Raw genomic sequence first — 12,904 nt, forward strand, 5'->3', positions numbered from 1 at the left:
CGTGCTGCTCACACTCGTCATCGTCTATTTGTTGGTCACCATTGCCATTGGTTTGATGGCGGCCAAACGCGTTCAAAACTCGGCTGACTTCGCCATTGCGGGCCGTCACCTGCCCATGGCCATGATTGTCACCACCACGTTTGCGACGTGGTTTGGCTCGGAGACCGTGTTGGGCATCCCCGCCAAGTTTGTGAATGGCGGTCTGCACGGTGTGGTGGAAGACCCGTTTGGCGCGGGTTTTTGTTTGATTTTTGTGGGCTTGTTCTTCGCGGCCAAGCTCTACCGCATGACGCTGCTCACCATCAGCGATTACTTTCGCGAGCGCTATGGCCGCACGGTAGAAGTGGTGTGCTCGCTCATCATCATAGTCAGCTACCTCGGCTGGGTGTCGGCACAGGTCACGGCTTTGGGCCTTGTCTTCAACCTGTTGTCTGATGGCGTAGTCAGCATGGAGCTGGGGATGGTGATTGGTGTGGTGTCAATCTTGGCGTACACCTTGTTTGGCGGCATGTGGTCGGTCGCGATCACCGACTTCATCCAAATGATCATCTTGGTGGTGGGCTTGTCGATCTTGGCGTTCTTTGCGGCAGGCCAAGCGGGCGGGGCGGACAAGGTGCTGGCGCTGGCCATCAGCCAAGACATGTTCAAGTTCTGGCCCGAGCCCAACACCAAAGATGTGTTGTTCTTTTTGGCCTCGGCCATCACCATCATGTTGGGCTCTATTCCGCAGCAAGACGTGTTTCAGCGTGTCATGTCGGCCAACAGCATCAAGGCGGCCACACATGGCCCAGTGATCGGTGGCATTTGCTACATCTTGTTTGCGTTTGTGCCCATGTTTTTGGTGGTCAGTGCCATGCTCATCATGCCAGAGCAAGCCACGGCGCTCATGGCCGATGACCCACAAAAAGTGTTGCCCACGTTGGTGATGACGCAGATGCCGTTTGTCATGCAGGTGCTGTTCTTCGGTGCGTTGCTGTCGGCCATCAAGTCTTGTGCTTCGGCCACCTTGCTGGCGCCCAGCGTGACCTTTACCGAGAATATTTGGCGTCAATTTCAGCCTCACCAAAGTGACAAACAAGAGCTCAAGGCGATGCGTGTGACGGTGTTGGTATTCAGTCTCTTGGTGCTGGGTTATGCCATCCGCATGCAAGGCACCTCGATTTATGAAATGGTCTCGGGTGCTTACCAAGTGACGTTGGTGGGGGCGTTTGTGCCGCTTGTCTTTGGTTTGTATTGGGCACGCGCCACCACCCAAGGGGCCATTTTTGCGATTGTTTTGGGGTTGCTCACGTGGGGCATTTTCTTGGCCACGCCTGCGGGGCAAGCGTTTCCTGCGCAATTGGCTGGGGTGTTGGCCAGTTGGGTGGGCATGGTGGGCGGCTCGTTGGGCCCACAAGCCATTCGCAATACCCACAGCAGCCATCACAAATTGGTGGGTGTGGCCTGACCAGCCAGAAGCGCTGGGCAAGCCTCGGTTGCGCCAAGCTTGTGGCGTAGCCCTTGAAGACGGGGCGGGCGCCTATAATTAGTGGTTTTACCGAACCCTCCTAGCCATGCCCATTTACGCCTACAAATGCGGGTCCTGCGGCCATGCCAAGGACGTCCTGCAAAAAATGGCCGACGATCCGTTGACCGACTGCCCAGCCTGCGGCAAACCCACGTTTTCTAAACAACTCACCGCCGCGGGCTTTCAGCTCAAAGGTTCGGGTTGGTACGCCACCGACTTCAAAGGCGGTTCAGGCGGCACATCGGCACCAGCCGCCGTGCCTGCCGAGTCGTCGTCCACGGGGGGCGACAGCGCTGCTGCACCCGCGGTTGCCAGTGCTGCCACAGAGTCTTCTTCGACCAGCACCCCTGCTGCAGGTGGTTGCGGCGCTTCGTGCGCTTGTCATTGATTCGCGTTTGAACGCCTTCCTCCCAACCCGAGCACCTCATGCCCATTAAAAAATATCTGCTCGCAGGCCTGTTGGTCTGGACCCCTCTGGCCATCACGGTTTGGGTGCTGACTTGGCTCGTGGGTGTGATGGATGGCATCTTCATTGACACCCTCTCCAAGTTCCGTCCTTTGGTGTCGCAAACCACCGTCACCTCCTTGCGCGATATGACGGGCTTGGGCGTGATTTTGGTGTTGCTGGTGCTGCTGGTGACCGGTGCGTTGGCCTCCAACGTGTTGGGCAAATGGCTGGTTCGCCAGTGGGACAAGTTGTTCACCAACATCCCCATCGTCAAGTCGATTTATGCCAGCGTCAAAAAGGTGTCTGACACCTTGTTCTCCAGCAATGGCAATGCGTTTCGCCAAGCGCTGCTGGTGCAATACCCTCACGCGGGCATGTGGACGATTGCTTTTCAGACGGGCACACCCGTGGGTGAAGTCGCCAGCAAGCTGCAAGGCGAGTACTTGAGCGTCTATGTCCCGACCACACCCAACCCCACCAGCGGATTTTTCCTGTTGGTGCCACGCAGCGATGTCATTGAGCTCGATTTGAGCGTCGACGAAGCGCTGACGTATGTCATCTCCATGGGCGCTGTGTCCCCCAGCGCCCCAGCTATCAACCAAAAGAGAAAATAAAAATGGCAATGCGCTCCCACTATTGCGGTCTGGTGACCGAAGCCCTGATCGGTGAAACCGTGAGCCTGTGCGGCTGGGTCAACCGTCGTCGTGACCACGGTGGCGTGATCTTCATTGACCTGCGCGACCGTGAGGGCTATGTGCAAGTTGTGTGTGACCCAGACCGTCCCGAGATGTTCAAAGTGGCTGAGAACGTGCGCAACGAGTTTTGTATCCAAGTCAAAGGCTTGGTACGCGCCCGTCCTGAAGGCACGACCAACGAAGGCCTCAAGAGCGGCAAGATTGAAGTGCTGTGCCACGAGCTCATCGTGTTGAACGAGTCCGTCACACCCCCGTTCCAAATTGACGACGACAACTTGTCTGAGACCACGCGCCTCACACACCGCGTGCTCGACCTGCGTCGTCCGTACATGCAAAACAACTTGATGTTGCGTTACAAAGTGTCGATGGAAGTGCGCAAGTACTTGGACGAAAACGGCTTCGTCGACATCGAAACACCGATGTTGACCAAAAGCACGCCCGAAGGCGCGCGCGACTACCTTGTGCCCAGTCGCGTGCACGATGGCCACTTCTTTGCATTGCCACAGTCGCCACAGTTGTTCAAACAGCTGTTGATGGTGGCGGGCTATGACCGTTACTACCAAATCACCAAGTGCTTCCGTGACGAAGACTTGCGCGCAGACCGTCAGCCTGAGTTCACCCAGATTGATATTGAAACCTCGTTCTTGAGCGAGGAAGAAATTCGCGACATGTTCCAAGGCATGATCAAGCGCGTGTTCCAAAAGACCATTGGTGTGGACCTCGGCGAGTTCCCCGTCATGACGTACCAAGACGCCATGCACATCTATGGCTCAGACAAGCCTGATCTGCGCGTGAAATTGCAGTTCACCGAAGTGACCGATGTCATGAGCGATGTGGACTTCAAAGTGTTCTCAGGCGCTGCCAACATGAAGGGCGGCCGCGTGGTGGCCCTGCGCGTGCCCAATGGCTCCGTCGAAGGCGGCGGCATCAGCCGTGGCGAGATCGACGCCTACACCGAGTTCGTCAAGATTTACGGTGCCAAAGGCTTGGCCTACATCCGCGTCAACGACTTGTCCAAAGGCCGTGACGGTTTGCAGTCGCCCATCGTCAAGAACATCCACGATGCAGCACTCAATGCCGTGCTGGAGCGTTCAGGCGCGCAAAACGGCGACTTGATTTTCTTCGGCGCAGACAAAGCCAAGATCGTGAACGACGCCATCGGCGCGTTGCGCATCAAGATTGGCCACAGCGAGTTTGGCAAGAAAAACGGTTTGTTCGAAAACCGTTGGGCGCCGATGTGGGTGGTCGACTTCCCGATGTTCGAGTTCGACGACGAAAGCCAGCGTTACACCGCTGTGCACCACCCCTTCACCGCGCCCAAAGACGGCCACGAAGACTGGATGGTCACAGCGCCCGAGAAGTGCATCTCCAAGGGCTATGACATGGTGTTGAACGGCTGGGAAATGGGTGGCGGCTCCGTCCGTATCCACCGCGCCGACGTGCAACAAAAAGTGTTTGACGCTTTGAAGATCACGCCCGAAGAAGCTCAGCTCAAGTTCGGCTTCTTGCTCGATGCCCTGCAATACGGCGCGCCGCCACACGGTGGCTTGGCCTTCGGTTTGGACCGCATCGTCACCTTGATGACCGGCGCTGAATCTATCCGCGACGTGATTGCTTTCCCCAAGACCCAACGCGCGCAGTGTTTGCTCACGCAAGCACCGAGCCCTGTGGACGAAAAGCAGTTGCGCGAATTGCACATTCGTTTGCGCAACTTGGATGCAGCCAAGGCTTAATCAGCCCTGATGTTTCTCAGCCAAACGCCACCTTCGGGTGGCGTTTGGCTTTTGTGGCCCACGCGTTGTCGCAGCGTCCGACTCAAAGCTGAATCAGTGATGCCAAATCAACCCCCTTGGGCACGGTGTAATCGGCCACCACCCATGCCCGTGTGGGGTGCGCGCTCATGTCTTGCAAAAAGCCCAAGACTTCTTGAATGGATGCCGCGTCCAGCGAGACAAACGGTTGATCGAGCAAAGTCACCATGGCGCCCGAGGCCAGTGCGCCCGCAAGACCTACTTTGCGGCGGCTGCCTGTCGACAGCATGAAGAGCTGTTTGTGGGTGTGCTCGCTCAAGTTCAGGGCTTCAATGAGTTGTCGCAATAGCGCGTCGTCGAAGTGCGGGTAGCGCGCCTGCCACGCATCCCAGCAGCCTTGCGCGGTGTCGTTGTCTTGACCGGGCAAGCTCAAATCGCACTCAAACACTTGCTGCGCGTAAGCCGCCGCCAATTGGTGCAGCAAACGAGTTTTACCTGAGCCTTCATCGCCGATCACGGCCGTGACACCAGCAGAAAGAGTGAGAACGGGCAGGCTGTTGTCCGTGTTATGGGTGTGTTTGAGCATGTCTGCGATGTTAGCGGTGGCGCTGATAGCGCTTTTATTTTTGTCACATGCGTGTCTGATTTCGTGGGGTACCTAGGGTTTTCAAGGTGCGACTAAACCTTACTCATTCTTAGTATGAATGCAGGGAATATTCCCTGCAACGGATTAAAGGTGCCTCGTGAACTTGATCAAACTCTCTGCGCTCGCCCTGGCTGTGTCAGCGCTGGCCACCACTTCTGCCATCGCTCAAGACAAAAACTTGTCGACGCTTCAGCGCATGGGCAATACCGCCACCAACATGAACATTCCATCGATTCCTCAAGAGGGGAAAAATGCGGATGCCATTCGTGCCAACCTGAAAAAAGTCAAACTGCCTGAGGGCTTCAAAATTGACCTCTACGCTGTGGTGCCCGACGCACGCTACATGGCCGTTGCCCCGTCCACCAACATGCTGTTTGTCGGTACGCGCAAAACCACCGTGTGGGCTGTGACGAACCGCAACAACGGCGATGCCGCCACCGAGGTCAAAGCATTCGCGCCGTCGATCAAATTTAGCAACCCCAACGGGGTGTGTTTCACCAAGGACGGTTTCTTGATCGTGGCTGAATCCAACCGCATCTTGCACTTCCCCGCTGCAGAATATTTCTACGAAGGCCCAGACGTTGCGGTGGACTTGGTGGTGCCAGAAGGCAAGCTGATTCCTGTGGAAGAGCAATCGTTCAACCACACAGGTCGTGTTTGCAAAGTGGCCAACGATGGCAAGATTTTTGTCACCATGGGACAGCCGTACAACGTGCAACCCAAAGACAAAGTTGCCTTGTATGAAGAGGTCGGTATTGGCGGTGTCTTGCGTTTCAACGGTTTAGACGGTTCCGGTCGTACCGTTTATTCCAAAGGGATGCGCAATCCTGCGGGCATCTCGATTGGGCCTAAGGGCGACATCTGGGCCACGGACAACCAAGTCGATGGTTTGGGCGATGACATTCCACCAGGTGAGTTGAACAAACTCACCAAAGCGGGCGAGCACTTTGGCTTCCCGTACTACAACGGTCATTTCAAAGTGGCGGGTTCTGCTGCAGCCCCCGATTTGAAAGACATGAAAGAGCCAGCTGGCGCCATCTACCCACAAGTCGAATTTCCTGCGCACCAAGCGCAACTGGGCTTGACCCACTACACCGGCACGGCTTTCCCCAAGAAATACCAAGGCGGTTTGTTTGTGGCGTCGCACGGTTCTTGGAATCGCTCGACACCTACGGGTTACTTGATCAACTACGTACCGATCAAGGCCGATGGCACAGCAGGTCCTTCTGAAGTGTTTGCCGATGGGTTCTTGGACAAAGTCACCGGTCGTGCCTTGGCGCGCCCTGTCGACGTGGTCAACTTGCCCGATGGTTCCATCTTGGTGTCTGATGATTACGCGGGTGCGCTCTATCGCATCAGCTACACCGGCAACTAAGTGGGGTTGATACAAGCCTTGCGCTTGTAGCGCATCCAACGCGGGGCCTCATTGCGAGGCCCCGCTTTTTGAAGGGTCTTCATGAAAATAGCCTTGTTTATTTCTTTGATGTTGGCAGCGTTCAACAGCTTGGCCGATGACGTCACGGCAGGTCGCGCCAAAGCCGATGTGGCATGTGCGTTATGCCATGGCCCTCATGGCGTGGCCACGCTGCCGAATGCGCCCAACTTGGCAGGCCAGCAAGCGCTTTACTTGAGCGAGCAGCTCAAAAGTTACCGCGGTGGCCAACGACAAAATGCAGTGATGGGCGTGATCGCCAAGCCGCTCACCGATGCTGAAATTGCACAACTCGCAGCTTGGTATAGCGCGATCAAGGTGACCGTTGAGCTGCCTTGATGTATTTTCCAGAGATCGTTGGATGAATTAGGATAAACCCTAGTTATGACCACTTCTCAATTCCCCGCCCGTTTTTATCCTTTGCCCCACACGCAACGCCACTTGGCGTACAGCGAGGTAGGCGATGCCAGCAGCACGCATGTGTTGTTGTGTTTGCCAGGGCTGTTAGAAACCCGTGCCTCGTTTGATGCTTTGTTGCAATCGGCGCAAGGTGTGCGTGGGCTGCGCGTGATCAGCGTGGAGCAATGCGGTCGTGGTGACTCAAGCCCATTGCTGCGTGATGAGGGCTACGCGATGTCGGTGTATTTGGCCGATACCTTGGCTTTCATCAACCAAGTCGTCTTGCGCGAGGGTGGGCCTGTGACGCGTTTGGAGGTGATGGGCACCAGCATGGGCGGTATTTTGGCGATGTATCTGGCGCACGAGTTGGGCTCTCGGGTTGCTGGCTTGTTTTTCAACGACATTGGCCTGAGCCTGCATTGGATGTCTATTTACGGTTTGTATGACGGCATGAAAGTGCAAGGTCGCTTGCCCGAGCCCGAGGCATTGGCCGCGCAACTCAATGTCTCATTGGGCGCAGTGCATGCGGTGCAGTTGCCGGCACATTTTGATTTGCCTTATCGCAAGGACTGGAAAGGCATGAAGTTCGGCCACTTGCTGAGTCATTTTGAAGGGCCTGTTCGCCTCATTCATGGTGGCGCGTCAGGCGTTTGTCCCCCGCAGCAAGTGCGTGAGATGCAGCAAGAGTTTGCGCAATGTGAGGTGTTCGAAGTGGCCGGTGCCGCTCACCCTGCGCCGTTCACGCCCGCGGTGTGTCAGTTTGTGCTGCAGGCGTTGAGCCAAGTACCCGTTGATGCCGCCTTCACCGCAGCCAAGCAAGCCCGAGAAGACACGGAGCGTGGCTTTTGGCCTTGGATCAAGCGGCGCTACCAAGGCGCCACAGGGACGTAATTTCTTGAGACCGTGCGGCATGGAGCGGGTCAGACGCATCAGCCGCTTTGCCGTGACGCGGACGGATATCGTAACGGCCTAGAACCGTCAAGCCACCCTCTGCGATCCAGCCCAACAGTTCCTCACGTGAGCGCAGGCCCAAGTGCTCCGCCAAATCTGACAAGATCAGCCAGCCTTCTCCTTGTGGGCTTAAATGCGCGCGCAGGCCAGATAAAAACCCACGCAGCATGCGGCTGCCTTCGTCGTACACCGCATGCTCAATTGGCGAGCTGGGGCGGGCGGGCACCCAAGGCGGGTTGCACACCACCAAGGGCGCTTGGCCCTCGGGAAACAAGTCGGCTTGCACCAGTTCCACTTTGTCGATGCGTTGCAGGCGTTTCAAGTTCTCGCGGGCGCAGGTGAGGGCGCGTGGGTCAAGGTCGGTCGCGACGATGCGCTGCACCCCGCGTTTGGCCAACAAGGCCGAGAGCACGCCTGTGCCTACGCCAATGTCAAAGGCCAGGGTTTTGTTGGGCAGCGGTGTGTTCGCCACCAAATCGAGGTATTCACCACGCACGGGCGAGAACACGCCATAGTGCGGGTGAATGCGGTTGTTGGGGGCATCCCCCAACGCGGGGATTTCAAGGCCCTTCTTGCGCCATTCGTGTGCGCCTACGAGGCCTAGCAGTTCGCGCAGCGACACCATGCAGGCTTCGCCCGTGGCTGGGCCCCATGCTTCGGTGCAGGCTTGGCGCAAATCGGGGGCTCGCCGCAGGGGAATGGTGTAGTCGCCGTTGAGGGGCACCAGCACCATCGCCAGCGTGCGGGCACGTTGGCCTAGAGCTTGGCGGTGCAGGTGGAAGTGTTGGGCGGGCGTTGGAGGCGCTTCTGCTGTTTTGCTGGCTTTGCGTGGCTTGCGCTCTGCGCGGCGCATGAGGGCTTGCAGCAATTGGCGAGCGTTGTGAAAGTCGCCTTGCCACAACAGGCCCGTACCTTCGCAGGCCAAGCGGTACGCCGAATCGGCTGACAAAGTGTCGTCCGCACGCACCACGCGGCGAGGTGCGGGCGCGCCACTTTCGGCGCGCCAAGTGGGTAAGTCAGTGAGAGATTCGGGAGCTTGGGACATGGCGCGCATCATAGAGGCGCGTCAGAGTGCTCACTGGCGCGAGCGGTTGGAGGTCGCTCGCCATGGCCTTAAAAATTCAAGACAGCGCCGATTTGCCAGCGGGTGCTTTTGGGTTCGAACCAAGATTGACCGTTTGATCGCACGGTGTCCGAGTCGCCCAAACGAGTCACCCGGACGAAAGGTGACAGGCTGGTGCCATCGTCCAATTTGAAACGTGTGTTCGCTTGCAGGTACGTGCCATTGGTTTGGGTGTTGCGAATGTCGGCATTGGCCGCGTTGGCTTGCGACAAACGCGAGGTGTGGGTGCCGCGCAGCAGCAGGCCACCTTCAAGTTCCCACGCATTGGCGCTGGTCCAACGCACAGGCAACCAAATTTGGGTGGCGAGGCGCTCGTAGCCTGCGTAGTTGGTGCTGGTTCTGCCGCGCAAATCATTCCACAACGTGTGCAGACCCAACCCCCCAGAGAGGCCTTCTTGACCTGCTGCGCCTGTTCGATAAATGGGTGCCAGCGCACGCCAGCGGGTTTCGACGTTGAGTACGCCATCCAAGTTACCGGTGTCTGTGCTGGTGTATTTTTGACGCCCCAAAGAAACATCACCTTCGAATTGCCAGTTGGGCAAATCGCTGAGGCCGCTGAGACGCGCATGCACGCCCACTTCAGTGCCCAGCAGCTGCATTTTGGGTTCGGTGTAACGGTTGATCCCCAAGCTCATGCCCCATTGCACTTTGGGCTCGGTGTAGCGCTGCATGACGGTGTCGTTGGCGTGAACGCTTGCTGATGCCAGTAGAAGCGCGGAAGTAAATAGGAAAGTATTGGTTTTCAACATATCTAGTTTGTATCAGATTTTTGTGACCTTGATCCGTCTTCTGGCTCAGGCACACTCTGAAACATCAAGATGCAAACCTTCAAAGTCGCCACTTACAACATCCACAAAGGCGTGCAGGGCTTAGGGCCCGCACGTCGTTTGGAAATTCATAACCTCGGCCATGCCGTGGAGCAGTTCGATGCGGACATCGTGTGCTTGCAAGAGGTCCGCGCCTTCAATCACCGCCATGCGCGGCGTTTTGCGCATTGGCCGGCCTTGGGTCAAGCGGATTTTTTGGCACCCGAGGGCTACACGCCGGTGTACCGCACCAATGCCATCACGCGTCATGGTGAGCACGGCAATGCCTTGCTCAGCCGTTGGCCTGTCTTGACGCAAAGTCATGAAAACATGTCCGACCACCGGTTTGAGCAGCGCGGCTTGTTGCACGTTGCCTTGCGCGTGCAAGAGCGCGACTTGCATGTGGTGGTGGTGCATTTGGGTTTGTTGCCAGCCAGTCGCGTCCGGCAAATCAAGCAGCTGCACGACTACATCGCCCGTGAGGTACCAGCGGAGATGCCGTTGCTGGTGGCCGGCGACTTCAACGACTGGGGCAGCACCATCACCCGCATGATGGCGGGCGTGGACTTGCACACCAACGGCGATGCGCCCGCACCCACTTACCCGTCGCGGTTGCCCTTGGTGCAACTCGACCACGTGTACGCGCGGGGCGTGCATATCGTGGGGACCCAAGTGCCGAAAGGCCACATTTGGGGCCGCATGTCAGACCATTTGCCGCTGCTGGTGGAGTTGGCTTGGGAGGCCCCATGACCCCAACCTCCCCAGTCACAGCTCAAACGCATCCCATGCGTTTGCTTGTGGGTGCGGTTGATTTGTTCCCTGCTTTGGTGGAGGCCATCGACGCGGCCAAGCACGAGGTGCGTTTAGAGACGTACATCTTCAGCATGGCGGGTGCCGGCGCCGATGTGGCCGAAGCTTTGGTGGCAGCAGCTCAGCGTGGTGTGGCGGTGCGCGTGGTGGTGGACGGTGTGGGGACGGGGCAATTGCCTGCCGTGTGGTCGCAGCGCTTGACGCAAGCGGGGGTGCAATGGCGGGTGTTTTCGCCTTTGACGCGTCTGGGCTTGACAGTGCCTAGCCGTTGGCGGCGGCTGCATCGCAAGCTTTGCGTGGTCGATGCACACGTGGCGTTTTGTGGCGGCATCAACATCTTGGATGATTTCTTGGACCCACATGTGCAAGGCCTGTTAAGCGCCCCGCGTTTGGACTATGCCGTGCAAATTCATGGCCCTTTGGTGAGCGCGGTGCATGACACCATGGCCCAGCTGTGGTCACGCATGGAGGCTGTGCGCGATTTACGCCATCAAGATTTGGTGGGCGCTTTGGAGGCGCTGCGCTTGGCCCATCCGTTGCGGCATCACGCCTCGCGTGGGGGCGTGCATTTGGTACTGCGCGACAACGTGCGTCATCGCAGTGAGATTGAGCGCACCTATCGCAAAGCCATTGGTACGGCACACCAAGAGGTGGTGGTGGCCAGTGCCTATTTTTTTCCGGGCCTGCGTTTGCGCCGTGCTTTGGTGATGGCGGCCAAGCGCGGCGTGCGGGTGCGCTTGTTGTTGCAAGGTCAATACGAATATCTGTTGCCTTACCGAGCCTCGCGTCAGCTGTATGGGCAGCTGATGTCTGCAGGCGTAGAGATTTACGAATACCACGCGAGTTTTTTGCACGCCAAAGTGGCGGTGATCGACGCGCAGTGGGCCACAGTTGGCTCTTCCAACCTCGACCCTTTGAGTCTGTTGCTGGCCCGCGAGGCCAATGTGGTGGTGCGCGACCCCGCGTTTGCACGCGATCTCAAGTCCAACTTGGAAGCCGCGATGAATGCGGGTGCCCGCCGCGTAGAGCCACACGATTACCTCCATCGCCCTTGGACGCAGCGGGCTTTAGACGTTTTTGCGTCTTGGGTGCTGCGCTTTGGCGTGTTTTTGACGGGCAAACGTTACTGAATAGGGATATTTGTTCGCTGCTACCATCGACGTCATGAATGAGAATGACAACTTTGAAGGCACCCCCGTATCTGTCAAGATCCGTGAGCGCATTGCCGCCGCCCGTAAGCGATTTCACTCCAACGACAACATCGCTGATTTCATTCAGCCTGGGGAGTTGGAGGCCTTGCTCGACGAAGTCGAAACCAAAATGCAAGGGGTGCTCGACAGCTTGGTGATTGACACCGAGAACGACCACAACACCGGCGACACCGCACGTCGCGTGGCCAAGATGTACCTGCAAGAGGTTTTCAAAGGCCGCTACGTCAAAGCCCCCGCCATCACCGAATTCCCCAACGCTGAGCACCTGAACGAGCTGATGATCGTCGGCCCCATCACCGTGCGCAGCGCGTGTAGCCACCACTTTTGCCCCGTCATTGGCAAGATTTGGATTGGCGTGTTGCCTAACGAGCGCACCAACGTGATTGGTTTGTCCAAATACGCGCGCTTGGCCGAATGGGTCATGGGCCGTCCTCAAATTCAAGAAGAGGCAGTCGTCCAACTGGCCGACTTGATTCAAGAAAAAACCCAACCCGACGGCTTGGCCATCGTGATGGAAGCCAGCCATTTCTGCATGTCATGGCGCGGCGTGAAAGACATGGACAGCAAGATGATCAACTCGGTCATGCGCGGGGCTTTCCTGAAAGACCCCAATTTGCGCCGTGAGTTCTTGTCTCTGATTCCTAAATAAGGATTGATGCCATGTTGGTTCGTTTGTTGTATGTCAGCCGTTCGGTCAATCCAGAGTCGAACGAGGCGACGGAGTCTATTCTGGCCAGTTCTCGTGCGCACAACCTGAGTCACGGCATCACCGGCGTGCTTTGTTATGGCGGTGGTATTTATTTGCAAGCCATCGAAGGTGGTCGCAACCAAGTCAATGCCTTGTACACGCACATCACCAAAGACGCGCGTCACAAAGACGTGGTGATCTTGGCCTACGAAGAAATCACCGAGCGTCGTTTTGGTGGCTGGACCATGGGCCAAGTGCGTTTGGACAAACTCAACCCGTCCATCGTGTTGAAGTACTCCGAAACCCCCGAGCTCGACCCTTACAGCGTGTCGGGCGAAGTGTCGTTTGCCTTGCTCGAAGAACTGATGGCCACAGCGTCCATCATCGGCCGCGCCTGACCCGCTTCGCATTGATCATGATGGTGGCGTGGGCGCCCG

At 57.4% G+C, this 12,904-nt stretch carries 14 protein-coding genes; 11 read left to right on the forward strand and 3 right to left on the reverse strand.

Annotated features, from left to right (window positions below; genetic code table 11):
* The first annotated feature begins 1 nt into the window (after window position 1).
* The 4 genes from RMS95_RS01420 (at window position 2) to aspS (ending at window position 4,383) form a co-directional block, all read left to right on the forward strand.
* Window positions 2–1,447: a sodium:solute symporter family protein gene (locus tag RMS95_RS01420; RefSeq protein WP_310642925.1), complete on the forward strand. Its 1,446-nt coding sequence runs from the start codon at window positions 2–4 to the stop codon at window positions 1,445–1,447.
* Window positions 1,448–1,553: 106 nt separating this feature from the next.
* Window positions 1,554–1,895, forward strand: a complete 342-nt coding sequence (locus RMS95_RS01425) for an FmdB family zinc ribbon protein (protein ID WP_310642927.1) — start codon at window positions 1,554–1,556, stop codon at window positions 1,893–1,895.
* Window positions 1,896–1,933: 38 nt separating this feature from the next.
* Complete coding sequence (locus RMS95_RS01430; protein WP_310642929.1) at window positions 1,934–2,569, forward strand: DUF502 domain-containing protein; 636 nt, start codon at window positions 1,934–1,936, stop codon at window positions 2,567–2,569.
* 2 nt (window positions 2,570–2,571) lie between these two features.
* Window positions 2,572–4,383 carry an aspartate--tRNA ligase gene (gene aspS / locus RMS95_RS01435; protein ID WP_310642931.1) on the forward strand — a complete coding sequence of 604 codons (1,812 nt, stop codon included), beginning with the start codon at window positions 2,572–2,574 and terminating at the stop codon, window positions 4,381–4,383.
* A gap of 82 nt (window positions 4,384–4,465) precedes the next feature.
* Here aspS and RMS95_RS01440 read toward each other — a convergent pair whose 3' ends face one another.
* Window positions 4,466–4,987 carry a hypothetical protein gene (locus RMS95_RS01440; protein ID WP_310642933.1) on the reverse strand — a complete coding sequence of 174 codons (522 nt, stop codon included), beginning with the start codon at window positions 4,985–4,987 and terminating at the stop codon, window positions 4,466–4,468.
* Between the two features lie 157 nt (window positions 4,988–5,144).
* On the opposite strand from RMS95_RS01440, the gene RMS95_RS01445 reads away from it, so the two are divergent.
* The 3 genes from RMS95_RS01445 to RMS95_RS01455 all read left to right on the forward strand — a co-directional run bounded on the left by RMS95_RS01445 (window position 5,145) and on the right by RMS95_RS01455 (window position 7,769).
* Entirely contained in the window at window positions 5,145–6,422 is a 1,278-nt protein-coding gene (locus RMS95_RS01445) for a PQQ-dependent sugar dehydrogenase (RefSeq protein ID WP_310642935.1), read from the forward strand.
* Between the two features lie 81 nt (window positions 6,423–6,503).
* Entirely contained in the window at window positions 6,504–6,818 is a 315-nt protein-coding gene (locus RMS95_RS01450; RefSeq protein ID WP_310642937.1) for a cytochrome c, read from the forward strand.
* A 45-nt stretch (window positions 6,819–6,863) separates the two neighbouring features.
* Window positions 6,864–7,769: an alpha/beta fold hydrolase gene (locus RMS95_RS01455; protein WP_310642939.1), complete on the forward strand. Its 906-nt coding sequence runs from the start codon at window positions 6,864–6,866 to the stop codon at window positions 7,767–7,769.
* On the opposite strand, the gene RMS95_RS01460 is transcribed toward RMS95_RS01455, so the two are convergent.
* Together RMS95_RS01460 and RMS95_RS01465 are read right to left on the reverse strand one after the other, a co-directional pair.
* Complete coding sequence (locus RMS95_RS01460; RefSeq protein WP_310642941.1) at window positions 7,735–8,874, reverse strand: class I SAM-dependent methyltransferase; 1,140 nt, start codon at window positions 8,872–8,874, stop codon at window positions 7,735–7,737. The genes RMS95_RS01455 and RMS95_RS01460 overlap by 35 nt on opposite strands.
* A gap of 68 nt (window positions 8,875–8,942) precedes the next feature.
* A complete protein-coding gene (locus RMS95_RS01465) occupies window positions 8,943–9,623 on the reverse strand; it encodes a hypothetical protein (RefSeq protein ID WP_310642943.1) in 681 nt (226 codons plus the stop codon).
* Between the two features lie 147 nt (window positions 9,624–9,770).
* On the opposite strand from RMS95_RS01465, the gene RMS95_RS01470 reads away from it, so the two are divergent.
* Genes RMS95_RS01470 through RMS95_RS01485 form a run of 4 tightly spaced genes read left to right on the forward strand, consistent with a single transcriptional unit; the run spans window position 9,771 to window position 12,865 of the window.
* Window positions 9,771–10,508 (forward strand): endonuclease/exonuclease/phosphatase family protein, encoded by a 738-nt coding sequence (locus tag RMS95_RS01470; RefSeq protein ID WP_310642945.1) that lies wholly within the window; start codon window positions 9,771–9,773, stop codon window positions 10,506–10,508.
* On the forward strand, window positions 10,505–11,698 hold the full coding sequence (clsB, locus tag RMS95_RS01475) for a cardiolipin synthase ClsB (RefSeq protein WP_310642947.1): 1,194 nt from the start codon (window positions 10,505–10,507) through the stop codon (window positions 11,696–11,698). Before RMS95_RS01470 ends, clsB begins: the two co-directional genes overlap by 4 nt.
* Before the next feature lie 34 nt (window positions 11,699–11,732).
* Complete coding sequence (gene folE / locus RMS95_RS01480) at window positions 11,733–12,428, forward strand: GTP cyclohydrolase I (protein WP_310642949.1); 696 nt, start codon at window positions 11,733–11,735, stop codon at window positions 12,426–12,428.
* 11 nt (window positions 12,429–12,439) lie between these two features.
* Window positions 12,440–12,865 carry a BLUF domain-containing protein gene (locus RMS95_RS01485; protein ID WP_310642951.1) on the forward strand — a complete coding sequence of 142 codons (426 nt, stop codon included), beginning with the start codon at window positions 12,440–12,442 and terminating at the stop codon, window positions 12,863–12,865.
* The last annotated feature ends 39 nt before the right edge of the window (window positions 12,866–12,904 follow it).

The organism is Limnohabitans sp. (assembly GCF_031539175.1).
GTDB lineage: Bacteria > Pseudomonadota > Gammaproteobacteria > Burkholderiales > Burkholderiaceae_C > Limnohabitans.